General features: G+C 69.4%; 18 protein-coding genes. 12 read left to right on the plus strand and 6 right to left on the minus strand.

The features are described 5' to 3' along the window. Positions 1 to 52 precede the first annotated feature (52 nt). The 6 genes from LIU39_RS23210 to LIU39_RS23235 all read right to left on the minus strand — a co-directional run bounded on the left by LIU39_RS23210 (position 53) and on the right by LIU39_RS23235 (position 7,184). Positions 53 to 970 (minus strand): phosphatidylinositol-specific phospholipase C, encoded by a 918-nt coding sequence (locus LIU39_RS23210; RefSeq protein ID WP_227048787.1) that lies wholly within the window; start codon positions 968 to 970, stop codon positions 53 to 55. Between the two features lie 190 nt (positions 971 to 1,160). After that, on the minus strand, positions 1,161 to 2,123 hold the full coding sequence (egtD, locus tag LIU39_RS23215; RefSeq protein WP_227048788.1) for an L-histidine N(alpha)-methyltransferase: 963 nt from the start codon (positions 2,121 to 2,123) through the stop codon (positions 1,161 to 1,163). Next, positions 2,120 to 2,875 carry an ergothioneine biosynthesis protein EgtC gene (gene egtC / locus LIU39_RS23220; protein ID WP_227048789.1) on the minus strand — a complete coding sequence of 252 codons (756 nt, stop codon included), beginning with the start codon at positions 2,873 to 2,875 and terminating at the stop codon, positions 2,120 to 2,122. Before egtC ends, egtD begins: the two co-directional genes overlap by 4 nt. A gap of 56 nt (positions 2,876 to 2,931) precedes the next feature. Further along, entirely contained in the window at positions 2,932 to 4,251 is a 1,320-nt protein-coding gene (gene egtB, locus LIU39_RS23225) for an ergothioneine biosynthesis protein EgtB (protein WP_227048790.1), read from the minus strand. Next, entirely contained in the window at positions 4,248 to 5,669 is a 1,422-nt protein-coding gene (egtA, locus tag LIU39_RS23230; protein WP_227048791.1) for an ergothioneine biosynthesis glutamate--cysteine ligase EgtA, read from the minus strand. Before egtA ends, egtB begins: the two co-directional genes overlap by 4 nt. 303 nt (positions 5,670 to 5,972) lie before the next feature. Next, on the minus strand, positions 5,973 to 7,184 hold the full coding sequence (locus LIU39_RS23235) for a pyridoxal phosphate-dependent aminotransferase (protein ID WP_227048792.1): 1,212 nt from the start codon (positions 7,182 to 7,184) through the stop codon (positions 5,973 to 5,975). A 116-nt stretch (positions 7,185 to 7,300) separates the two neighbouring features. On the opposite strand from LIU39_RS23235, the gene LIU39_RS23240 reads away from it, so the two are divergent. The 12 genes from LIU39_RS23240 to LIU39_RS23295 all read left to right on the plus strand — a co-directional run bounded on the left by LIU39_RS23240 (position 7,301) and on the right by LIU39_RS23295 (position 24,774). Next, a complete protein-coding gene (locus tag LIU39_RS23240; RefSeq protein ID WP_227048793.1) occupies positions 7,301 to 7,930 on the plus strand; it encodes a winged helix-turn-helix transcriptional regulator in 630 nt (209 codons plus the stop codon). An 865-nt stretch (positions 7,931 to 8,795) separates the two neighbouring features. Then, positions 8,796 to 10,562: a condensation domain-containing protein gene (locus LIU39_RS23245; protein ID WP_227048794.1), complete on the plus strand. Its 1,767-nt coding sequence runs from the start codon at positions 8,796 to 8,798 to the stop codon at positions 10,560 to 10,562. Positions 10,563 to 12,178: 1,616 nt separating this feature from the next. Beyond that, entirely contained in the window at positions 12,179 to 13,525 is a 1,347-nt protein-coding gene (locus LIU39_RS23250) for an SUMF1/EgtB/PvdO family nonheme iron enzyme (RefSeq protein ID WP_227048795.1), read from the plus strand. A 13-nt stretch (positions 13,526 to 13,538) separates the two neighbouring features. Continuing rightward, complete coding sequence (locus LIU39_RS23255) at positions 13,539 to 14,288, plus strand: class II aldolase/adducin family protein (RefSeq protein WP_227048796.1); 750 nt, start codon at positions 13,539 to 13,541, stop codon at positions 14,286 to 14,288. Between the two features lie 31 nt (positions 14,289 to 14,319). Continuing rightward, entirely contained in the window at positions 14,320 to 15,405 is a 1,086-nt protein-coding gene (locus LIU39_RS23260) for an LLM class flavin-dependent oxidoreductase (RefSeq protein WP_227048797.1), read from the plus strand. Between the two features lie 41 nt (positions 15,406 to 15,446). Next, positions 15,447 to 17,291: a non-ribosomal peptide synthetase gene (locus LIU39_RS23265; RefSeq protein WP_227048798.1), complete on the plus strand. Its 1,845-nt coding sequence runs from the start codon at positions 15,447 to 15,449 to the stop codon at positions 17,289 to 17,291. Positions 17,292 to 17,311: 20 nt separating this feature from the next. Next, a complete protein-coding gene (locus LIU39_RS23270) occupies positions 17,312 to 19,021 on the plus strand; it encodes a condensation domain-containing protein (protein ID WP_227048799.1) in 1,710 nt (569 codons plus the stop codon). Positions 19,022 to 19,074: 53 nt separating this feature from the next. Then, on the plus strand, positions 19,075 to 20,241 hold the full coding sequence (locus LIU39_RS23275) for an aminotransferase-like domain-containing protein (protein WP_227048800.1): 1,167 nt from the start codon (positions 19,075 to 19,077) through the stop codon (positions 20,239 to 20,241). Continuing rightward, positions 20,238 to 20,747, plus strand: coding sequence for a pyridoxamine 5'-phosphate oxidase family protein (locus tag LIU39_RS23280; RefSeq protein WP_227048801.1), 510 nt, complete (start codon positions 20,238 to 20,240; stop codon positions 20,745 to 20,747). The genes LIU39_RS23275 and LIU39_RS23280 overlap by 4 nt, the downstream gene beginning before the upstream one ends. Continuing rightward, a complete protein-coding gene (locus LIU39_RS23285) occupies positions 20,740 to 22,203 on the plus strand; it encodes an MFS transporter (protein ID WP_227048802.1) in 1,464 nt (487 codons plus the stop codon). The genes LIU39_RS23280 and LIU39_RS23285 overlap by 8 nt, the downstream gene beginning before the upstream one ends. Then, the gene (locus tag LIU39_RS23290) at positions 22,200 to 22,931 is read left to right on the plus strand and encodes a class I SAM-dependent methyltransferase (RefSeq protein WP_227048803.1); all 732 of its coding nucleotides are present in this window, start codon (positions 22,200 to 22,202) and stop codon (positions 22,929 to 22,931) included. Before LIU39_RS23285 ends, LIU39_RS23290 begins: the two co-directional genes overlap by 4 nt. Positions 22,932 to 23,262: 331 nt before the next feature. Next, positions 23,263 to 24,774, plus strand: coding sequence for an AMP-binding protein (locus LIU39_RS23295; RefSeq protein ID WP_227048804.1), 1,512 nt, complete (start codon positions 23,263 to 23,265; stop codon positions 24,772 to 24,774). Positions 24,775 to 24,896 lie beyond the last annotated feature (122 nt).

Below are 24,896 nucleotides of genomic sequence, written 5' to 3' on the forward strand. Positions count from 1 at the left end.
ACGTGCGGCGGGCGGCACGGTGAGGCCGGGCCGCCCGCCGCCCGCCCGCCGATCAGGCCAGGGCCCCGCCGATGTTGTGCCGGATCAGCGTCTCCGCCAGGCCGAACTCGTTCGGGAAGTCCATCGGCACGATGCCGAGACCCTGCCAGCCGCTGCCTTCCGATCCCTCCAACAGGCTCTTGACCTGCGGGTTGAGCCGGTCCGCGTTGGAGCGCGGCGGAAGCAGGGCCGCGGTGCTGACGTAGTTGACGAACAGCTTGCCCGGCTCGGCGACGGCCTTGCGGAACTGTGCCTCGATCTTCGGCCACTTCCCGAACGGCTCGGTCATGTAGTCGTCCTGGATGTCGAACAGCTCAGGGTCGGCGTACCGCACGCCCGGCATCCCGTCGGCGTCCGCCAGCAGCACGACCCGGCCCCTGGCCTCGCCCAGCGCGGGCAGCCCGCCGTCCAGCCGGAACAGCGAGCGGTAGCCCTTGCCGTCCAGATAGATGTCGAAGATCCGGCGGAACTCCTCGGCGGAGACCTCGGAGTACTCCTGCTGGACCCGCATCAGCACGGTCTCCGACGGGTGCGCCCGCAGGAAGTCCCGGCAGGCGTTGAGCACGTCGCCGAACATCAACTCCTGGTAGAAGGCGCCGTGATGGATGGCGAAGACGTCGTCGATGGCCCGGCAGCGGACGTCGAGGAAGCGGATGCCGGAGGCCAGTTGCGCGTCGACCGTGGTGTTCTGGCAGGCGACCCAGGGGCCGCCGAACCGGGCGCCGGAGTCGTGGCTTCCGGGAATGCTGAGCCGCTGTACGGGAGTTGCGTCGCCGACCGCTGACATCCAGTCCAGCGCCGACACCGTGGCCGTGCGGCGCTCGGCGGCCGAAGCGGAGGACCCGCCGCCGCCCACCCCCACCAGCACACCGGCCGCCGAAAGGCCGGCCGCCCCTCTGAGGAAACCCCGCCGATCCAGCCCCATCCCCATACCGCCACCCCTGCCCCTGGACGAGTACCGGCCGCGCCCGCAGTGCGGCACCGATACGCACGTGTGATCGAAGCATCGAACCACACACGCGGACGCAGCGGCACCCGCCCGGCGGAACCCGAAGGGTCACACCGGACGGCTGCCGCGCGGGGCGTCCCGGACGCGGCGGGCCGTGCGTCGGCCCGGTGGATCAGCGGCGCAGCGCGAGCGACAGCGCGAACCGCCCGGCGTCGTCCGTCCACCAGTGCGCCAAGTCGAGTCCGGCGGCGTGCAGTTCGGACCGCACGCCGTCCTCGCGGAACTTGGCGGAGACCTCGGTGCGCACCTCCTCGCCCGCCGCGAACGGCACCGCGAGGTCCAGCGCCGGGATCTTCACGGTCAGTTCGCGGCGGGCCCGCAGCCGCATCTCGATCCAGGCGTCATCGGCGTTCCACACCGCGACGTGCGCGAAGTCCGCCGGATCGAAATCGGCGCCCAGCTCGCGGTTGATGACCAGCAGCACGTTCTTGTTGAAGGCGGCCGTCACCCCCTCCGGGTCGTCGTACGCGGCGACCAGCGTCTCCTCGTCCTTCACCAGATCGGTGCCAAGGAGCAGCGCATCGCCGGGCGAGAGCAGGCCGTGCACGGTGCGCAGGAACGCCGCGCGCTCGGGCGGCAGCAGATTGCCGATGGTGCCGCCGAGGAAGGCCAGCAGCCGCGGCCCCGGTGTCGGCGGCAGCGTCATGCCCTGCTGGAAGTCGGCGACCAGCGCGTGCACGTCGAGTCCGGGATGATCGGCGAGCAGTTGCCGGCCCGCCGACTCCAGCGCGGACTCGCTGACGTCGACCGGCACGTAGGAGAGCAGCCCGGTCAGCGCGCCGATGAGGTGCCGGGTCTTGTCGGACGAGCCCGAGCCCAGCTCGATCAGGGTGCGGGCGCCGGTGGCCGCCGCGATCAGGCCGGCGCGGGCCAGGAGGATCTCCCGCTCCGCGCGGGTCGGGTAGTAGGCGGGCAGCCGGGTGATCTCGTCGAACAGCTCGCTGCCCCGTGCGTCGTAGAACCACTTGGGCGGCAGCTGCTTGGGCGTGCGGGACAGGCCCTGGGACACGTCGGCGCGCAGGGCGGCCGCGGTGGCATCGGCGGGCAGGGTGCGGGTGAGGGAGAAGGGGCTCACGGTGCGGGCTCCTCAAGCGGGGTGAGGCGGACCTCGGTGCGGGTCGCGCGCAGCAGCGTGCGGTCGGGGACCTCGGTCCAGTGGGGGGAGTCGTCGTACGGCTCGGAGGCGACGACCGTGCCGCCACCGGGGATCGACAGGTGGAAGAGGGTGTCGCCCCAGGTGGTGGCGGCGATGGCGGTGCCGTCGGTCATCAGGAAGGTGAGCCGGGATCCGGGCGCCGCCTCGGCCACCGCGGCGACCGTGTGCGCCAGCGCCCGGCCCTGGTCGTCGCCGACGGCCAGCCGGTGCTGGATCAACGCCCAGCAGAACGCCGCGTCGCACCGGGCCGCCAGCCGCAGCAGCTCGACCGGGGGCAGCGCGGTGGTGAGCGGGGCCAGCGCATCCGGCCAGCCGCGCACCGCGCCGTTGTGGCTGAACAGGTGGTGCCCGCCGGCGAACGGCGCGGCGGCCGCCTCGGCGTCCGCCCCCGACTCGGTGGCATCGCGGACGGCACCGAGCAGCGCGCCGGTACGGACCACCCGGGCGATGCCCGGCAGGCACTCGTCCGCCCAGATCGGTCCGGCCCGCCGGTAGCGCGCGGGCACCGGGTCGCCCGGCGCGTACCAGCCGACGCCGAAGCCGTCGGCGTTGACCGTCCCGTGCCGCTGGTGGCGCGGCGCCCACGACTGCCGGTACAGCCCGTACGGGGGCTCCAGCAGCACCTTCCCGATGGGTATCTCGGGCCCCAGATAGGCGATATGACGGCACATCGGCTACCGCCCCTTCCGGTGTGCGCCGTCCGCGGGCGGGGCCGCGGCCGCCGGGCTCATGCGTCCGACGGGATGCCGGCGTCCCGTGCGGTGCGGAATCCGGCGAAGATCTGCCGCCTGACCGGCAGGTCCCAGTTGCGGAAGGTGCCCCGGCAGGCCACCGCGTCCACCGCGAAGGAGCCGCCGCGCAGCACCTTGTACGGGCCGCCGAAGAACACCTCCGAATACTCCCGGTAGGGGAAGGCGGCGAAGCCCGGGTAGGGCAGGAAGTCGCCGGCCGTCCACTCCCACACGTCGCCGATCAACTGGCCCACACCCAGCGGCGACCGGCCGTCCGGATAGCTGCCGACGAGGGCGGGCTGGAGGTGCCGCTGCCCCAGATTGGCGTGCGCGGGCGTCGGGTCCTGGTCGCCCCAGGGATAGCGCAGCGACCGGTCGGCCACCGGGTCGTGGCGGGCTGCCTTCTCCCACTCGGCCTCGGTCGGCAGCCGCCGTCCCGCCCAGCGCGCGTACGCGTCCGCCTCGTACCAGCTCACGTGTACCACCGGCTCGTCGGGCGGCACCTCCTCGGTCACCCCGAACCGCCGGCGCAGCCAGCTGCCGCCCTCCTGGCGCCAGAACAGCGGGGCCCGCAGGCCGTGTTCGCGTACCTGCGCCCAGCCCTCGTCGGACCACCAGCGCGGCTCGCCGTAGCCGCCGTCCTCGATGAAGCGCAGGTAGGCGCCGTTGCTGACCGGCGCGGTGTCGATGAGGAAGGCGTGCACCATGCGGCGGTGCGCGGGCCGTTCGTTGTCGAGCGCCCAGGGTTCCGTGGACGTGCCCATCGTGAACAGCCCGCCGGGTACGAGGACTTCGGCGGGCAGGATGCCGTCCGACGTGACGGGCGGCGGCGGGGCGGACAGGGCGGCGGGGCCGCTGCGCAGCTGGTGCGTGATCAGCATCGTCTCGTCGTGCTGCTGTTCGTGCTGGGCGATCATGCCGAAGGCGAAGGCGGCGTCCAGCAGCGGCCCGCCGCGCAGCGCACTGCGCTCCAGGACGTCCAGGACCCGGCCGCGGACCTCGGAGACATAGCCGTGCGCCTCGTCGGGAGTGAGCAGCGGCAGAGAGGGGCGGGTGGCGCGCGGGTGCTCGAAGGCGTCGTAGACGGAGTCGATGTCCGGGCGCAGTGCGTCCCGCCCGCCGACGGTGCGCAGCAGCCACTGCTCCTCTTGGTTGCCGATGTGGGCCAGGTCCCACACCAGCGGCGACATGAGGGGGGAGTGCTGTGCGACGAGTTCCGGCTCGTCGACGCAGGTGGTCAGCAGGTGCGTACGGTCGCGGGCGGCGAGCAGTGCGGTGGCCGCGCGGGCGCGGAGCGACTCGGGATCGATGGTCACGGGCTGTCCTTCCCAGGGATGAGGCCGGCCTCGGCCGCGGTGCCTGTGCTGTCCTGCGGGGGCCGCGCGCCGGTGGCGTCCCCTCCGTCCCCTCCGTCCACGCCGCCCATGCCCAGGAATCCGGACAGGTCCAGGGCGTCCGCCGGATCGGCGTCCTGCGGCGCATCGGCCCCTTCCGTGGCGTACAGGGCGTCGAGATGGTCGTCGGCGGGGCAGCGGCCGCGGGCGACATAGCGGTCGGTGAACTCCGCGACCGCCGCCAGGACTCCGGGCGCGGCGCCGAGCCGCGGCAGCGCGTCCTGCGCGGCCGCGAAACACGCCAGCGCCGCGGCGTGCAGCTCCGGGTCGCTCAGCCCGCCGCGGGCGGCCCTGCGCCACAGCGGGTTGCGCGGCGCGGGCCGTGAACCCGCGGTCTCCGCAAGGGGTTTGACGATGCGGTAGGCGCGCTCGGCGGCTTCCGGATCGTCGAACAGGGCAGCCGTGACGGCCAGCGGCACGACCCATCCGGCGTCGCCCGCCTGTGCGTCGATCATGCGCAGTTCCAGATGGCCGCGTGGCCGGACCGGCGGGAAGAGGGTGGTGACGTGGTAGTCGAGATCCTCCTGCGTCGGGGGCCTGGGGCCACCCGTGCGGACCCAGTCACGGAAGGTGAGCCCCTCGGGCGCGTCCCAGCTTCTCTCTCCGGACCTGATGCACATCACCGGCGCGTCCAGGACGTAGCGTGCCCAGGCGTCGCGCGGATCCCCGTCCTGCGGCGGGGCGAGGGTACGGGCCGGATCGAGCTGCGACCACACGACCTGCCGGGTCGTGCGATAGCCCGTGGGACAGCCCTCGCTGGTCGGCGAGTTGGCGAAGGCTGCGGTCAGCACCGCGCCCAGCAGATGCGCCATCAGCCAGCGCCTGCCGAGTCCGAGGGGCCCCGGCTCCTCGTGCCCGGCGTCCAGGCACACCTGCACCGACGCGGTCGCGCACATCATGGAGCGGCCGGCCGATCCCCAGCGGTCGAAGTACGCCTCCATGGCGTCGTAGCGCGGCTCGGTCAGCACCCGGCTCGGGGCGTGCCAGGGATTGTGGCCGTGCCCGGCCAGGCCCAGGCCCCGCTCCAGCATGGCGGGCCTGACCTGCGCGAGGTCGGCGGTGACGGACGCGATGCAGGACGTCAGCGACGTCGCGGGCGGCGAGCTGAGCTCCAGCTGGCCGCCGGGTTCGAAGGTGAGGAGGGACTCCAGAGGGAGGGCACGCAGCGCGTCGGCGGCGGCGTGCAGCCGGGACGGTTCGACCGGACATCGGGGGTTGCGCGCGTCGTGAACCAGCCACTCGATCTCGACGCCGATGCGCCGGGGCGGCCCCGTCTTGAAACATATTCCGCGCAGGTGGGCTTCGAGTTCCGCTTCCGTCACCGCGGGCCGTACGGGCATCGGTTCCCTCTCCCCTCCAGGATGGCGGCAGGCTTGCCGTCCTCCACCTAAGCGGCTGCGACCGATGCGCTCAAGGGCGTCGGCGGTCCACCGGCGACGAGGGGCGGGTACCGGCCGCGGAAGCTCGCCGTTCCGGGGGCGGGACGGCCCACGGAGAGTCGTACGTCCATGCGAGTGAGAGGGGTGGGCGCGGGTGACGGCAGCCCTGCCGTCACCCGCGCCCGCGCGCCGTACCACTGGGCGGAGCCGGTCTCGCGCGGCGCATCGGCCGACGGCGGGGGAGCGGCGTACCGGGGACTTCCGTCACTGCCGGTAGCCGGCGAGGAAGCGGCCGATCCGGCTGATCGCCGCGTCCAGGTCGTCGGCGTGCGGAAGGGTCAGGATGCGGAAGTGGTCCGGGCGCGGCCAGTTGAAGCCGGTGCCCTGGACGACCTGGATCTTCTCCCGCAGCAGCAGGTCGAGCACGAACTTCTCGTCGTCGTGGATCTTGTGCACGGCCGGGTCGAGCCGGGGGAAGGCGTACAGCGCGCCCTTGGGCTTGACGCAGGAGACACCAGGGATCTCGTTCAGCCGCTCCCAGGCCACGTCGCGCTGCTCGCGCAGCCGGCCGCCCGGCAGGACCAGGTCGTCGATGCTCTGCCGGCCGCCGAGCGCGGCCTGGATGGCGTACTGCGCGGGCGCGTTCGGGCACAGCCGCATCGAGGCGAGGGTGCCCAGGCCCTCCAGGTAGTCGGCGGCGTGCTGCTTGGGTCCGGAGACGACCAGCCAGCCGGAGCGGAATCCGGCCACGCGGTACGCCTTGGACAGCCCGCTGAAGGTCAGGCACACCAGGTCGGGGGCGAGCACCGCGGCGTGGTGGTGCACCTCGCCGTCGTACAGGATCCGGTCGTAGATCTCGTCGGCGAACACCATCAGCTGATGCCGCCTGGCGAGGTCGAGCATGCCCTCCAGCAGCTCGCGGGGGTAGACCGCGCCGGTGGGGTTGTTGGGGTTGATGATGACCATCGCGCGCGTCCGGTCGGTGATCTTCGACGCGATGTCGTCGAGGTCGGGCAGCCAGTCGGCCGACTCGTCGCACAGGTAGTGCACCGCCGTGCCGCCGGCCAGGGTGGTGACCGCCGTCCACAGCGGGAAGTCGGGGGCCGGGATGAGGACTTCGTCGCCGTCGTCGAGGAGGGCCTGGACCGCCATCGAGACGAGTTCGGAGACGCCGTTGCCGAGGTAGATGTCGTCGACGCCGACATCGGGGAGCCCGCTGCGCTGATACTGCTGGGCCACCGCGCGGCGGGCCGGGAGGATGCCGCGGGAGTCGGTGTAGCCGTGCGCGTGGGAGAGGTTGCGGATCACGTCCTGGAGAATCTCCTCGGGCGCATCGAAGCCGAACAGCGCCGGATTCCCGGTGTTCAGGCGGAGCACGCTGTGGCCCGCCTCCTCCAGCGCGTCGGCGTGCTCGATCACCGGGCCCCGGATCTCGTAACAGACGTCGGCCATCTTGCTCGACTGCTTGAACTGCATGCGGCGGCCTCCCGGTTCCTCGCTCACCGCGGCGCGGCGGCTTCCGTATCCCTCACCGTACTTGGTTTTACCAAGTTGCCACTTGGAAAGTCCAACCGATTGTCTATGCTGGTGTCATGCCGCGCCGAAGTTATGACCAGTACTGCGCCGTCGCCCGAGCCCTGGACGCCGTCGGCGACCGCTGGACGCTCCTGATCGTCCGGGAACTGCTGGGCGGGGCCCGGCGCTACACCGAACTCCACGCCGACCTGCCCGGCGTCAGCACGGACATGCTCGCCTCCCGCCTCAAGGACATGGAGCGCGACGGCCTGGTCACCCGCCGCAGGCTCGCCCCGCCCGGCGCCGCCTACGTCTACGAACTCACCGGCCGTGGCCGGGCGTTGCTGCCGGTGCTCACCGCACTCGCCGACTGGGGCGCGCCCGAACTGGGCAGCCCGCGCCCCACCGACGCGGTGCGCGCCCACTGGTTCGCCGTACCGCTCATGACCCGGATCGCCGACCATTTCGCGGACGGCCCCGGCGTACTGGAGGTCGTCCTGGACGAAGGCACCTTTCACCTCACCCTCGGAGGCGACGCACCCGGATACCGCGAGGGCCCCGCCGAACACCCCGACACCAGGCTCCGGATGGACGCCGCGACCTGCACCGACCTGGCGTACGACCGCCTCTCCCTCGCTCAGGCCATCGCATCCGACCGGATCGCGGTCAGCCTGCCCGACGGTACGGCGGACGGCGCCCGCGCCTGAACGGCGGACCGCGGCCGAGGGCGTGACACCGGCCCCGGACAGCGCCCGGGACCGCGAGGTCGTCCACCCCGGTCGCCCCGAACGCTGTGGCCGGTCGCGGCACCCTCGCCCGGCTCCCTGGGCGGGGCCCGTCCGCAGGGCGTCTCCGGATGCGCGCCGATGACGATTGCTGCCGGAGCGCGTTGAAATGACGGTGCGTCAGGTCTGGATGGCTGGAGCGCCGTCCGGCGGGTGGATCGCCTTGTTTTGGAGGCGCAACGGGTGGGCAAGAAGGAACTGGTGAGGCGCCAGAAACGATTACGACGGTGCCTGACCTGCGGAACGGCGATGAACGGTCGGACGGCGAGTTGCGCTCGGCGCCCGGAGGGGTGTGACCGTGGGTGCGCTGCTTCACCGCGGTGACGGGCGCCCGCGGCGATCGACCTCTCCGGACGCTGTTCTGCCAGGGCGGTGATGACTGGCCGAACGAAGCAAGTCCAGGCGCGGGGAACGGAATTCAGCACGTCTCATTTCGTGGTGTCGAAGCGACCGATGGGTCCAGCACCGGAAGAGGTAGTTCATCAATGCTTACGGCGGATGGGCGGAATGGGCGAAGGGTCCGAAGGGCGGGGCGGGGAGTACCAGGACTTCGAGCGGCGGGTGGACTGTTGCAGGGCTCTGGGCCGTCATGCGGATCCGCTCGCCCCTCGCAAACGTCCGCGCTCATCCCACCGGGCCGCGATAGTGCTCCGTTCTTCGACGGCTTCGGCTTCTGCAGCTGACTGTGAGCCTCGCTGTGCGACTCGAATATCGAGAATCTTCGGAAATGTCGCGGTCGCCCTTGGCCTCATGGAATCTCGGAGAATCGCGCTACAAGGAGATCACCGTGCAACCATCCCGGGTGGAAGAGATCCGCTTTGCCGGCTGTCGTCGCGATACCCGGCGTCTGACGTGGGCGCAGCGCCTTCTGTGGAACGACACGCAGTGGCTCAAGCCGGAGGATCACTTCTACAATCAGGCGTTGCAATTCAAGATCCCTGAAGGACACTCCACGAGGGGCGTCTTGGATGCCTTGGGCGCTCTCGTGCAACGCCATGAGGCTCTGCGGACGCGCTTCACCGTCTCCGACGGCGGAGAGCCGATGCAGGAGGTGACTGCGGAAGGGGCCCTGTCGATAGATATCCTGTCAGCCGATGCCGATGCCGATGCCGATGCCGATGCCGATGCCGATGCCGATGCAGTGGCAAGTGAATGGCTCGACATCCATCATGACATTTCTTTCAACTTCCCCGAAGAATGGCCTACGAGGGCCGCAGTGGTCGAGGTCGACGGATCGCCGGACCGGGTCCTGTTCATCATCTCCCACATCACTATCGACGGGGTGGGCGAGAGAATACTTGAGAATGAACTCCACCGAATTGTGGCGGAGGGCGCTGAGCGCTCGTTGCGACGCAGTGCGGCGTACCAGCCGCTGGACCGAGCTGCGTACGAGGCGACGCGGGAGGGGATCCGGCAGTCCGAGAGCACGCTCGGCTACTGGGAGGCTGCGCTGCGGGCGACACCTGCGCGCATGTTCTCCTATCCCCGAAGGGAACCCGCCCGGCCGCGTTACGTGAATGTTTCCATAAATTCGGAGGCGATCTCCGAGTCGCTGAACATCCTCGCGGGTCGTTACCGCGTCACCAACCCCGCTGTACTGGCCGCAGCGACCGCGGCGGTGCTGAGTTCCGTGACCGGAAACAGCAACGTCCTCCTCAAGACCGTGAGCAATAATCGATTCGTCGAGGACTTCAGTGACATGGTGGGTATTGCACTGGGGAACTCCCTCATGGCGGTTCCGGTCGGGCATCGCGGATTCACGGAAATCATCCTGGACGTCGGGAAGATGGCCATAGATACCATCATGAATGCGCAGTGTGACTCCGTCGAGCTGTATGAGCGCGTAGCACGCCGGAATCACGAACGCGGTGTCTATACCGATCTCTTCGAAGCATTTATTAACGACCGCCGGTACCTCAAACGCCCGGGAGTCGGTGCGGAGCTTTCCGGTGCGGAGCTCCAAAAGCTGGCCGAGAAGTCCACCGTGTACGTGAACGGTAGCTGGGAGCGGAAGAACGCCAAATTCTTTCTGGACGCGGGCCCGAACGTGGCAGGTGGCGACGACATATTTCATATCCTGGCGGACACTGCCTTTCTCTCCATCGCGGAGATCAAGCAGACGCTGCGCGGTCTGGAGGCGCTCCTCATCACGGCGGTCGACCGCGAGGTGCCATGCGCGGAACTCCCGGACGTCATCGGCATACCACGACCGGAACGGGGCGTCGGTTGGAAGCTCATCGACCAGTGCTGGGTCGATATGGAGCAGGCAGCAGAAGTCCTGCGTCAGGTGTCGGGCAGTACGGACGCGGCCCTTTTCGCCGTCGATTCCGGGGCGGGGGAGGAGTTGGTGGCGTATGTCCGGAGTGGGGATCCCCAGGTGACCCCGGAGAGCATTCACCGTTCTTTTGTCGCCGCGCTGGAAGACCATCCCTCGGTGGCGGCCCCCGGCCGGTACGTCGTCTGCCGCAGCGTTCCTGAGTTGCCCGCGGCGGATGAAGCCGCCTGGATGCGGCAGCCGGTCGTCTACGCGGGGACCGGACGCACAGGGCGCTGAACTGGGCAGTGACGGCCGGGAATCGGGCCCGGATCCGGTCTGCGCTCAGGGCAACGGCTGGGCGCGCGGCGTTGGTGACGGCGTTGCCCGCCGCCCGGCTGCTGGCCTCGCCCCGTAGGCGGGGGCAGTGGCGTGGGCCGGCGATCGTGCATCCGTGATCGGCCCCGGAGGAACGCCGACACGCGCTTTTCGAACGGCCAGCGGGCGGTGCGGATCCCGTGGCCCGGGCGCCGGGCGCATGGCGCTCGGCGTATGCCTCGTGCGAAGGCGACGGAGCTGCTGTCACCGAAGGGCGCGTCCGTCTTACCGACCTCGATGACGAAGCGGACGCTGACGGGCGGCGCGTCATCGACTGCACGGGGTGACACGGCCTGGAGCCGGAAGGTATCGGCGCCCTTGTGGGGCAGGGCGCGAAGGCGAGGATCTTGTGCGGCTTCGCGCCGGTCTCACGCGAGGCCTGGGTGATGCCGTCGCCGGGCGGCCCGCGGAGAGAGCGCAGGCCCGGCTGTCGTCGGGGCGTCATGCACTGCGCAGGCACGTGCCGTCGGGCGCGCTCGTCCGGCGTCCGCGGCACACCGGATCGGCCTTGGTGGCAGCCCGGTGGGTCCGCCGCTGCTCGCGCCCCGGGCCGCCATCGGACATCCGCGGAGCCGGAACCGCGCGCTCGTCGGGGAGCAGGGGCTTCAGGTGGGCGAAGCCGGCCGTGCTGATCTTGGCCGGATGAGGCGCCTCGGTACGCGGTGCAGGGTCTTTTCGTGCGGCACCCGGCGGCAGCCCAGGAGTGAGTGGTGAGGCAGGCGGGGGAGCCGGTAGCGCACCCCGCCGGCTCCGCGCGGACCGGTGCGCGATGCGAACTCGTCGACCAGGCTGCGTACTTGATTCCGCGCGGGCCCCTTGCACAAGGCGTGTGGACGGGTGCGGGGCGAGCGGGAGCAGCGGCGGAGAGGTGGTGCGACGCACACGGCGCCTTTGTGGATCTTGGAGCGTGGAGAACTCTATGATCAACAGGGTTCGTATGTGCTTGCCCTTGAGACTCGCTGCCTATGTCAACTGTTAACTGACCCAAGTCTGGATGAGCCGGGCAAATGCCAGGGCTCTGAGGTCGCGGCACGCTCCCTAAACCCATATATGGCCACGAAAAATAGCCAGTTGGGGAAACGTTTCGGCCAGATGATGTTTCTCTGAGGCGGGGTCTGGATGCGCGCTAATTCATGCTCTACGATCAGTTCATCGTACAGTTGATCTCCGACCTTCAATGAGTCTCACTTATCGCTGTACATTCCTTGAAAACTTTCACGCTGAAGGTATCCGCTGCGTCTGGAACCCTCCGACGCCGCTCGTTCTGCGGCATGCCTTCGCGTTTCCCTGGAATGGCCGGCTCAAGCTGTGGCCGGCCACACGAGCGGCCGTGGAAACCATCCACGGCTTGTCAGTTGTTCCCTCTAACCGTGAAGGAGGTGACCAGACATGACCGCCGAAGACTTCCTGGCATCGCGCGAATCGGGTGAGGCCGCGACGAAGTGGTAGTCGCCGCCAGTAGATAAGTGAGTGCCGGGTGATCCCTTGGGTTCACCCGGCACTCATCCGGCAGACCGTGACAACGATAGGCTGGGGTAATGCTGCACGAGCTTGTGGATGGAGCGCTCCTGAGGTCTCTCGGTGGCCAGGAGTACCGCGATAGAATAGCGAAATTCGAGAAGGCACTGGCCGGTGCGGCGACCTCCGATCTATCCGTTCAGGAGCTGCGCGAGTGGGCCGTGGGGCACTCTGACTGGAATGTGCGGCGGCTGGCCGTGCAGACCCTGGCAGACCGTTTCCTTGAGCACTCGGGGGCCCGCGAGGCGATCAGCGAGGCGATTCACGACGACGTCGACTGGGTTGCCTTCACTGCCATCAAAGTCGCAGGTCAGTACCGCATCGCAGAGGCCGTGCCGCACATGATCCGCATCTCTGGCTGGCCCAGCAACTTCACCAGGCCGGCCTATGCGCGCAAGCCTGTCGGCTGCGGTGCCGCCTTCACCAAAAACGGGCTGATCAACTTCTTTCGGTCGACCGATTTCCAAGAGTTGCGCGCGCTGGAGAACGAGCACTTTGCCGACCTCCATGCCAAAGTGGCAGCGGCGGCGAGGGAGCCTGATCTGAGCGATGCGGTCCTCATCCCGGCCGGGCCGTTCATCGCTGGAGCCCGGGTGCTGGAGATCGGCCCGTTTCAGATGGACAACACCGACAATCCGCTGCGGGTCGAGGAGTTGCCGGCCTACTACATGGACCGGACTGCGGTGACGAATCGCAGGTATTCTGATTTCCTCGCCGATGTCGGAGAGAGTCGCGAATTCTCTCACCCGGACGAGCCCGAAGGCAAAGACTACACTCCGGCCCATTGGCATGACCTGCGTTTCAACCATCCCGACCATCCGGTCGTGGGAATCGACTGGTACGACGCCTACGCGTTTGCCAGGTGGGCCGGAGGGCGATTGCCTTCGGAAAACCAATGGGAGAAGGCGGCGCGCGGTACGGACGGACGCGTGTACCCCTGGGGTGACACCTGGGACAAAGAAAGGGCTCAGAGCGTCTTCGCCGCTTATCGGAAAGACGATATCAAGGATCTGGCAGAGCTGGAGGAGCTGCTGGTTTCCACGACGGTGAGCTGGCCGGAAGACCCGGTGGCATCGGCTGATTCCTACCCGCAAGGTGCCAGCCCGTACGGCCTGCTGAACATGGCAGGAAACGTCTGGGAGATGACCCGGACCAACTTCTTCACCAGGGAGGACATGGCTCCCTTCTTCCGGGGGCGGTCCAACCAGGAATTCATGAACCGCCCTGAAGCATTCCATGTGCTGCGCGGCGGCACATGGACCTCACCCCCGGTCTGCCTGTCCACCTTCTACCGCGGGAAAGACCTGCTGACGGACCGCCACAACGAGGTGGGGTTCCGCTGCGTCTACGACGCCCCTGCAACGTGATGTAAGGAGTGGTATGCCTACTTCCACACCGCCGGCCGCCTCCCTGGACGCGGCTGTCGTCCCGGATCAGGACCACGTGCGACAGTCCCTGGTGGAGGCGATCCACCTCCTTGCAGCCCTCGGTTACAGCGAAGGTCTTGCCGGTCATGTGAGTGTCAGGGATCCGGAGGACGACAACGCCTACTGGGTCAACCCGTTCGGTCTTGACTTCCATCACGTGACACCCGATGACCTGTTGCTCGTCGGCTCCGAAGGCACCGTCCTGCGCGGGACCGGCGACCTCAACCCCTCGGTGGACCCGCTGCACGGTGAACTGCACCGCAGCCGTCCGGATCTGGCCGCCTTCGCGCACACGCATTCCCTGTACGGCAAGACGTGGTCTTCCCTCGGTCGTCGTCTCGATCCCCTCACCCAGGACGCCTGCGTCCTGTACCAAAGGCACGGCGTATACGGGCAGTTCCTCGGCCTCGTCAACGCCCGCAGGGAAGGCAAGGAAGTCGTCAAGACGATGGGCGACGGCACCGCGGTCATCATGCAGAACCACGGCTTTCTCACCGGCGGGCGCAGCATCGGCGAGGCGGTGTGGCTCTTCATCGTGATGGAACGCGCCGCCCAGGCCCAGCTCATGGCCGAGGCATCGGCGTCCGAACCGCTGCTGATCCCGCACGACGTCGCGGTGGAGACCGGACGCGCGCTGGCCAAGCTGGAGTTCGCGGACAGGCAGTACCGGAACTTGTACGAGACGACGTGCCAACGGCGCTGACGGTGTCTGCCGGAGAGAGGAAGCGAACCGGATGAAGCTAGGCATCAACTTCCTGCCCACGGTCGGGCCCGCGGAGGCGGCGGCCGACCAGTTCTACGACGACTGCCTGGAACTGGGTGCGGAGGCGGACGAACTCGGTTTCCACCACGTGAAGATGGTCGAGCACCACTTTCACGAGTGGGGAGGCTACAGCCCCGACCCGGTGGCCCTCCTGTCGGCCATGGCCAGGCACACGCGCCGCGTGCGGCTGGTGACCGGTGCCGTGACTCCGGCGTTCACTCATCCGATCAAACTGGCCTCGTCCCTGCTGGTTTTGGACAACCTCTCGCACGGCCGACTGGACGCCGGCTTCGGGCGGGCCTTCCTCCCTTCGGAGTTCGCCGCGTTCGGCGTGAACATGGATGACAGCCGGGCGCTCCTTGAGGAGAACGTCGAAGCCATCCATCGTCTGTGGACGGACTCCGGCTTCCGTTGGGAGGGACGCTTCCACCGCTTCGGTCCGCTCCCTCCCCTCCTGCCCCGGCCGGCCCAGCAGCCCGCCCCGCCTGTCTTCATCGCGGCCACGACGTCGCCCGAGACCTTCGTCTGGGCGGGGCGCCACGGCTATCACCTCATGGTCATGCCGGTGGTGGCGAGCCACGAGAAGCTGACGGGCCTGCTGGAGAGCTACCGGCGGGCCAGGACCGAGCACGGTCACTCCCGGAGTCACCGTCTGCACGTCAGCTACCACGCCTACGTCGCAGAGAGCCACGCCGAGGCGGTCGAGCGGGCCGAGGAACACTACGAGGCGTACCGCGACAAGCAGATCGAGGCGTACAGCAGCTGGCGGGGCAGCGCCTCCGCGCAGTACCCGGGGTACGAGCGCATGGAGGCGGCGGCCCGCAACACCACGCTCTCCGACCTGATGGCAGCGGACAACGTCGTGATCGGCGGGGTGGCCGAGGTGGGAGCCGCACTGCGTCGCATCCACGACCTCTACCCGGGGGCCGAGATCAGCCTCCACTGCCGCTACGGATCGATCACCCAGCCCGAAGCGCTGCGTACCGTACGGCTGTTGGGCGAGAAGGTCCTGCCCGACCTGGCATCGATCGGCCCCGAAGAAGCCGGCCAGGACTGATCACGACGACAGGCGGTCCCAGAACCATGCCCCACAGTCCGGTGACGTCAACCCAGCCGTCCACCACGCACGGCCGCGTCGAGCTGATGGCCCGCACGTATCCCCGTGCGCTCGCCCTGATCAGCGCGAGGGAGACGCTCAACTACGCCGAACTCGACGCAAAGGCGTCGGGCTTGGCCCGGATCCTGGGAGAGCACGGCGTCGGGCCCGGCACCACAGTGGCCGTCCGGCTGCCTCGCTGTGTCGACCAGGTCGTGGCGACCCTTGCCATCTGGAAGCGCGGTGGTGCCTGTGTGCCCGTCGATCCGCTGCTCCCTTCGCAACGTGCCGAACGGCTGCTGGCGCTCTCCGGTGCGCGGCTGTCGATCGGTCCTGGCTGCTGCGTCATTCCGGAGACCGCAGCGGGAGGCGGTCACCGGTGGTTTCCCGATGTTCCCGAGTCGGAGCGGATCGCCTACGTCTTCTTCACATCAGGCTCCAGCGGTGAGCCCAAAGCTGTCGGTATTCCGCACTCCGGAATCGTCAACGAAGCAGTGTGGACGGCCGAGACCTACCGTTTCGCCCCGTTCGACACGGTGGGCAGCTGGCTGTCGTCGCCGGGGTTCGCCATCACCCGTTGGGAGCTGTGGTCGCCGCTCGGTGCGGGAGCGGCCGTCGCCATCGCCGACGAGAGCACGGAATGGGACGCCGAAGCGGTCCGGAAGTGGCTCCTGGAGTCAGGCGTGACCTGGAGCGTCGTGGTGACCCGCCTGGGCGAGCAGTTGATGGCGCTGCCCTGGCCCGATGACACCGCCTTACGCGTGCTGATCACCGGAGGCGAGCAACTGCGCTCATGGCCCGGCGATTCACCCTTCCAAGTGGTCAACTCCTATGGCATCACCGAGACGTCGGGGGTACGTCTGGTTGCCCCGTTGGCCTCGCGTGGGGCCGTGGACGAACTGCCGCCGATCGGCGACGTGATCGGCGGCACTCAAGCCCACGTGCTCGACGACACAGGGCACCCCGTACCGGACGGCGAGACGGGTGAGTTGTACCTCGGCGGCATCGGGCTCGCCCATGGCTACCTGGGGCGTCCGGGACTGACCGCGGCGACGTTCCTGCCGGACCCGTTCGGCGGCAGGGGGCACCGGATGTACCGCACCGGCGATCTCGTGCGCCGTGGCGTGGACGGGCAACTCCGGTACGTCGGACGCAATGACGGCGAGCAGAAGACCCGCGGTGTCCGCCTCAACCCTGCCGAAGTGGAGGCGGCACTCCTGGAGCACCCCGCGATCGACGCCGCCGCGGTCCGTGTACGGTCCGATGCGGTCATCGCGTACGTGGTCTTCGGCGCGGACGCCGCCCCTCCTGTGCACGACCTGAGGAGTTTCCTGGCCGAACGGCTGCATCCGTCGACCGTGCCCAAGTCCTTCGTACGGCTCGCCGGCCTTCCGACGCTGCTGAGCGGCAAGACGGACCGTGCGGCACTGCCGGAGCCCGGTCCTGACAATGTCATCGCCGACACGTACGCGGCGGCGTCCGGCGCCGGGGAACGCGCCGTGGCCGAGGCGTTCGGCACCCTTCTGGGCGCCGAACGGGTAGGCCGCGACGACGACTTCTTCGCTCTGGGCGGCGACTCACTCGGAGTGGCCCGGCTCATGACCGAGCTCACCCGGCAGTTCGGCATCGAGGTACCTGCCGCCGTGCTGTTCGAGGAGCGCACCCCCCGGCGCATTGCCGCCGCGCTCCGCCTCCCCGTCTCTGGCCGCCCCACCTCACCGGACGTGCCGTCACCACCCGGGCCGGCAGCGGCGGACGAGGCGGCCACCACGGACTGGCTGGGCACACTCGGCGACGACGAGGTCGAGGACCTGCTCACCGTCCTCGACCGGACAGAGGGCACATGACGAGGGGGAACACCGCACCGATGAGCGCGCGTCGACGGGAGCTGGCCCGGCACCTGAACGGTGCTCCCACCCGCGAGGCACCGTTGGTCCTGCCACTGAGCAGGGGACAGCGCGGGCTGTGGCTCCGCGAGCAGCTGATCGCCGGCACCCTCGCGTACACCGAGACCGTGGCGGTCGACATCGACGGGCCGTTGGACACCGCGGCCCTGCGTACCGCGATCGGCGCCGTGGTCCGTTCCCAGGACTCCCTGCGCACCGCCTTCGTGGTGGGCCGCTCCGGGCCGGTGCAGGTGGTGCGACCGCCGGCCGGTGTCGAGGTGCCGCTGGAGGAGGTGCCGTACCCGGGGAGCCAGGACGGGCCCGACGACCTGCTGGACACGGTGGTGCGTGACGGACTGCTCGTCCCCTTCGACCTGGGGCGGGCGCCCCTGCTGCGCACGCGGCTCTACCGGGCCTCGGATGTGCGCGCCACGCTCGTCCTCGTCGTGCACCACCTGGTCTGGGACGGCGGGTCGATGTCGGTGCTGCTCAACGGGCTGGCGGACGCGTACGCAGCGGTCAGCCGCCGGGTGCCCGCACCGCAGGCCGCAGGCGGCCCCGCCCTGTCGTACGCCGACGTGGTGCGGACGGTGCGGGCCCGTGAGGCCGACGCGGCACTCCGGGCTGCTGCGGATCACTGGGCAGGCCGGTTCGATGACGTGCCCGCCGGAGGTCCCCCCTGGTCGGTGCCTGCCGAGGACCGGACACCGGATCGCGGCGGACGGCGCAGCGGCGTGATCCATCGCGAGATCCTCCCGCCGGTGCGGCAACGGCTGCGCGCCGAGGCGGCAGCGGCGGGATGCACGACGTTCATGATGGGGATCGCCTGCCTGACGGCCGCCCTGCGCAGCGGTCCCGCGCCGAGCCCGGTCCTGGTCTCCGCGCCGATGTCCGTACGCCCCCAAGAGGCGGCACGGCAGATCGGCTACTTCACCAACACGGTGCCGGTCGTGGTGACCCCTCCCGAGGGCGCGTCGCGCCGGGTGTTCCTGGAGGAGGTGCGCCGCAGTTGTGTGGAGTCGTGGACGCACCGGCACGTACCGCTGGAACACCTCGTCACAGCGGCCAGGACCCGCCACACCGGGACCTCGCCCTACGAGAGCGTGCTGTTCAACTGCTTCAGCTCGACCGAACCTGTCCAGGACGGGACCGGTCCGACCTGGACGGCTCGTTGGTTGCCCAGTCGCGGCCCCCGGTGCGACCTGATGGTCTCCTGGGACGAGACGGACGAGCGGATCCTGGCCCGCTTCGAGTACGACGTGGACCTCATCACGGCCGACGACGCGGGCCGGATCGCCGACGCCGTGATGGGTGCGGCCGAGCACCTGGCCTCCGGCACGGAGGTGCACTACGACGAGCTGCCGCGGTTCGCGATGCGGGCCACGGCCTCGCGGCCCGCCCGGGACGTGCCCCCGCCCGCAGGCCCGACCGCAGTGGACGTGCCCGCCCGGATACGTCAGGCGGCCGAGCACGTCTGGCGCGAGATCCTGGGTATCGAGGAGACCGACCCCTTGGACGACCTCGATGACTTCTTCGCGCTGGGCGGGCGCTCCCTGGAGGCGGTGCGCATCGCCACGCGGCTGAGCACCAGCCTCGAACGGCGTGTCCCGCCCCGCATGGTTGCCGAGGCCGAGTCCTTCGGCGAGTTCCTCACGCTAGTCGCCGCAACAGAGAGGGAGAAAGCCGAGTGAAGCCCGATCAGCACCGTGGTGGAGCCGCCCCCCTGGCATCGAGGACATCACGGTTGCGTTCCTCCGCGATCGGATCGGTCCTGAGGCTTGCGGAGGCCCCTGGGATCATTCCGCTGGCCGCGGGCAGCCCCGCCCGGGAACTGTTCCCGAACGCCGACGTCCAGGAGGTGACGGGCCGGCTGCTCAGGGACGACCCGGACGCCTTGCAGTACGGCGATACGGCCGGGCTGGCCGAACTGCGCGAGTGGATCGTCTCCCGCAACGCCACCCGCCTGGGCATCTCCGGCCGGCCCGAACACGTGACCCTGACGCACGGCTCGCAGCAGGCGCTGGACCTGATCTGCAAGACGCTGATCGATCCGGGAGACGTCATCGTCGTGGACCGGCCGTCCTACATCGGGGCCCTCCAGGTCTTCCGGCTGTTCGAGGCGGACCTCGTACCGGTCCCCTTGGCCGACGACGCACAACTCGACGAGCTGAGCGCCGCGTTGCAGGGCGGACTGCGTCCGCGGTTCCTGTACGTCGTATCCAACTTCGCGAACCCGACCGGCGCCACGCTGTCCCTGGTACAACGGCAACGCCTGGCCGAACTCGCCGACCGCTACGGCTTCTTCATCGTCGAGGACGATCCCTACGGAGAACTCCGCTACGACGCGCGCGACGGCGACACACTCCCCGCACTCGCGTCCTTGTCGGACCGGGTGCTGAGACTGGAGAGCTTCTCGAAGGTCCTGTTCCCCGCCGCCCGCCTGGGCCATGTGACCGCGCCCGCCGAGCTGGCACCGGTCATCGGCATGTTCAAACAGGCATCCGACCTGGGCAATTCGGGATTCCTCGAACGTGCCGTACTGGAACTCGTCACCCGGCCCGGCTTCGTGGACGAGCGCATCAAGGCGGCCCGCATGCTCTATGCACAGCGGCGGGACGCCCTGGTCGCGGGAGTACGCCGGTACTTCGGAGACGCGTTGGACTTCGAGGTGCCCGGCGGCGGCTTCTTCGTCTGGGCACGCTTCGCAGACGCGACGAACGCCGACGACCTGCTCACCGGCGCCCTCACACAGCGGGTTTCCTACGTGCCGGGTACCGACTTCTACGCCGCCGACCCCGATCGCGGCACGCTGCGGCTCTCGTTCTCCGGAGTCGGCCCGGACGAGCTGACGGAGGCCGCGCACCGCCTTCACCAGGCGTGGGCCGAGGCCCAGGGCGGAGCGGCCGGGTGAAGCGAACGTGGAAGGCCACGCGACGCGGGAACTCGTTCGGTCCGCTGACCGGTGCGCCCTTCGACGTCCCCGCATTCCTGGCGCAGCCACTGGTGGCCCGTCTCGCCACGGACGGCCCGGTCGTGCGGCCGGTCTGGTACCTGTGGGAAGACGAGTCGTTCTGGGTGTTCACGGGGTCCTGGTCCCGACTGCCCGACCGCTTGGCCCGTAATCCCGTGTTCGAGCTGGTGGTCGACGTCTGCGACCCGGGCACCGGCATCACACGGCAGGTGGTGGCATCCGGGCGCGGGCGGACGGTCACGTTCGACACCGCGCGGGCCCGCCGCAAGCTCGTGCGGTACCTGGGACCTGACGAGTCACGCTGGGACGCCAGGTTCGCCCTCGGCGAGTCCACAGCGCCGAGCGGCGCGCTGTGGGCCCGGTTCGATCCGGACGTGCTGCGGGTCGCCGACCTGTCCTTCACCCCGTCCGCGATCAAGGCGGGCACGGTGGCGGCCCATGACTGAGGGGACGGTGGACACCGAGGAGCCGGTCAGCCGCTCCTACCGGGAGGTGCTGCGCAACCGGCGCCTTGCGGCGCTGCTCGTCGGTGACCTGTTGTCGCAGGTCGGGATGGGCACGGTGATCGTGGCAATGCCCATCCAGACGCTGCACATCCACGGATCGCTCGCCCCGGCCGTCGCGATCTCCGTGGTCGAGACCGCGCCGTTCGTCCTGTCCACCGTGCTGGCGTTGGCGCTGGGTCTTGGCAGGCTGCGGCTGCCGTCCCGTGCGCTGCTGCTCGCCGACTGCGTGCTGCGGCCCGTCATCTTCATCGCACTGGCCGTGCTCTCCGCGACGGACGAGCTGACGCTGCCCGTCCTGATCGGCGGGCTGCTTGTCGGCTCCGTCTTCCGTCTGGCCGGGACGAGCAGCCGCCGCCTCCTGGCGACCGGCATGGTGGACAAGGAGGACCTGTTCGCCGTCAACGGGCTGCTCGGCGTCAACAGCAACTTCGCCCTGTTCGTCGTAGGGCCCGTGATCGGCGGCCTGCTGGTGGCTGTCTGGGGTCCTGCGGCGGCGCTGGGCTTCGATGCGCTCGGCTCCGTGGTGCTGCTCGCCGTCGTGGCGCTGTGGGTGCCGGCACCGCAGCAGGAGGAGCTGGAGACCGACGCCGCCCCTGCCGCAGGCTGGCAGATCCTGCGCAGCAGGCCGCTGCTGGCAAGGCTCTTCGCCGTCATTTTCTTCTTCAATTTCTTCTACATGCCCGTGGAAGTGGCGCTCCCGCTGCTGGTCCGCGGCCCGCTGCACTCGGGAAGCGCGGGTCTGGGGCTCGCCTGGGGCGCCTTCGGGGCGGGCGCGTTCCTGGGAGCGCTCGCCACCAACTACGTGCGCCGGGTGCCTGAACGCGTGGTGCTGATCGCCATCATCGCCCTGTGGGGCCTGTGCCCGCTGGCGCTCTCCGCTGCCGGAAACCTGCCCGTCGCCATGGCGATCTTCGCGCTGGGCGGTCTGGTGTGGGCGCCCTTCATCCCCATCGCGTTCAGCTTCATCCAAGCCGAACTCAGCCCCGACGAGCAGCAGCCCGTGGTCACGCTCTGGGTGGCGGGCTCCACGCTCGCGGCTCCGCTGGGCCTGGCGGCCGGCGGTCCCATGGTCGACGCGGTCGGCAGCCGCGGCGGGCTCGCCCTGTCCGGCGTACTGACGCTGGCGCTCATTCCACTGGCCGGAGTGGGCCTGTTCGCCGTCCGGAGAAAGAGGTCGGAAGTGTCCCAAGAGACCGCCGTGACCACATACGACGTCGTGGTCAACGACGAGGAACAGTACTCGGTCCTGGACAGCGGTCGGCCGTTGCCCGAAGGGTGGCGCCCGGAGGGCTTCAGCGGGACCGAGAAGGAGTGCCTACGGCACATCGACGAGGTATGGACCGCGCTGCGTTCTCCCGAAGGGACGGCGCACATCCGGAAGGAGACACCGCAGTGAAGGCATTCGACAGCCCCTCCGCATGGGACCGGATGGAAGCCTACGATGCGACGCCCTGGGCCGCCGCCGACGACGAGGAGGCAGCCAGTGCCTTCCTCGCCAAGATCGCCGACGGCGGCCCGGCACTCGAACTCGGTATCGGGACGGGCCGGGTGGCACTGACCCTCGCCAGGTCCGGCGTAGCGGTCACGGGTATCGAATCGTCCCCGAAAATGCTGGAGCAGCTGCGCGCCAAGCCGGGAGGCGCCGAACTGGACGTCGTCCTGGGGGACTTCGCCGATGTGCCCGTCGAGGGCGAATTCAGCTTGGTCTACTGCGTGTACCACAGCTTCTTCCTGCTCCTCACGCAGGAAGAACAGCTGCGCTGCTTCCAGAACGTGGCCGACCGGCTGAAGGCCGGAGGCGCCTTCGTGCTCCAGACCTTCGTTCTGGACGCCGATCAGTACGGCCGTGAGGAATGGACCGACACCATGCACCTCGGCGACGACGAGGCGGTGCTCCTGATGAGCCTCCACGACGCGACCGAGCAACGGGTCAACCGTCAGCAGATCGTTCTGACCACATCGGGGCCGCGCTTCTATCCGATGTCCTTCCGCTACGCCTGGCCCTCTGAGCTCGACCTCATGGCGCGCATGGCCGGCCTGACGAGGGAAGGGCGCTGGAAGGGATGGGACGGCGAGCCCTTCCCTCATCCGGGGCACGTCACCGTGTACCGGAAGAACGAGTAGGGACGTTCCGGCAAGCTTCCGGCAAGCGCGAGGAGCGTGCGACATCCTGGAGGGACAACGGCACCCCGATCGCCCGGAGCCAGGAGGACTGCTGGTCCGTCGTGTTTCCGCGGACAGAAGCAGCTCCGGCACCGCGGCCTCGGGGTGTCCTTGAGCAGGGCCTCCGGGAAGACGAAGGACTTCATCGAGCGGCGGCTCGAACCTCCGACCGCGGGAAACCTCCGAGCGCCCGCCCTGGCCACCCTGGCAGCCGAGTTCGCCGCGCGGTCAGCCGCGGCCGGAGAAGGCCACCGCACACCGAACCGCAGTATCCGCTGGAGGGGCGCACAGGATGATCCTGGCGGCACACGAATTCTTGAGGCATACCGAGCAGTCGCCCGAGGCCGTCGCTCTCCTCGGCCCTCAGCGGACCTGGAGCTACCGCGAACTTGCCGACACCGTGCGGAAATTGGCGGAACGGCTCGCCCGTCTCACACCACCGGGCTCCTTGATCGCGCTCGATGCAGTCGACCCTTCGGCCGGCGTGCCGGCGCTGCTCGCTGCCGGCCTGAGCCGACGTGCGCTGCTTCCCTTGGACCAGAGCTACCCTCGGGCCCGCCGTGACGCAGTGCTCAACGATGCCCGCCCGGTACTGGTTCTTCGCGACGACGGGACCGGAGACGGGCTTGTTGCCGAGACGGTTCCCCGCACCCCGGAATCCCCACCCCGCACCGGACTCGAAGACGTCGCATACATCATGTACACCTCTGGTTCGACCGGTGTACCCAAAGGCGTTGCCGTCTCCCACCAGGCACTCGGCACCCGCCTCGGCGGGCTCGCCCGCACCCCCGGGCTCGCCGCCGGTGAGGCCATGCTGGCGCTGACCGCGCTCTCCTTCGACATCTCCTTGGCTGAACTCCTGCTCCCGTTGCAGGTCGGTGGCGCTGTGGTGGCTGCCCCGGCGGAGGCGCGCACCGATCCGGGCCTCTTCGCGGAGACCGTCGGCAGATATCGCCCGGACGTACTGCAGGCAACCCCGAGCTTCTGGCGCCTGGTGACAGCCGCCGGCTGGAAGGGACTGCCCGGCAGCCGCATCTGGTGCGGCGGCGAGGCCCTGACCACACCACTTGCCCAGTGCCTGCTTCCGCTGACCGCCGAACTCTGGAATCTGTACGGCCCGACGGAGGCCACCATCTGGGCGAGCGCCCAACGGGTCACCGACCCACGGGCCATCGGCCTGGGCCGGCCATTGCCGGACACCGGCCTGCACCTCAACCCCCCGAAGGCTCACACGCTTGCGGAGCCCGCCCCGGGAGCAGCGGCGATCCATCCGTCCGACGGCAGTATCGAAGGCGAGATCCTCATCCACGGAGCATGCCTGGCCCAGGGGTACGTGGACCGGGAGGACCTGACGGCCGACCGCTTCGCCGGCTTCTCTCTTCCCGAGGGCAATCGCCGCTGCTACCGAACGGGCGACCTCGGCCGGCTCCACAAAGACGGCAGACTGGAGTTTCTCGGTCGACTCGATCAACAGGTGAAAATCCGGGGGCACCGGATCGAACTCGGCGATATCGAGGCGGCATTCGAATCCCACCCGGCAGCACGCGAGGCGGTCGCCGTCCTGCTGCCCGGAGATGAGACGGCCGGCCGCCCCGCGGAGGTCGGCCTGGCCGTCGTCCTCGCCTCGGGCAGGCACGCCACCTCACGTGAACTTCGCAGGTGGGCAGCCGACAGGATCCCGCGCGCCTTGACACCCGGCCGGATCACGGTAATGGACCGGCTGCCGCGCACACCCGCAGGTAAGACGGACCGTGTCACCCTGCGGGAGCAGCTTTCTGCACCGGATGCCGGACCAGCGCCCTAGGCGGTGTCTTCAAATGATCTCGCGTGGTGGATCATGGTGGGGTGATACGTCGCCATGAACTGTCTGATGCTGAGTGGGAGTTCGTCCGGCCGTTGTTGCCGGTGTCGTTGCGGGGCAGGAAG

Source organism: Streptomyces pinistramenti, from assembly GCF_020564935.1.
Lineage (GTDB): Bacteria > Actinomycetota > Actinomycetes > Streptomycetales > Streptomycetaceae > Streptomyces > Streptomyces pinistramenti.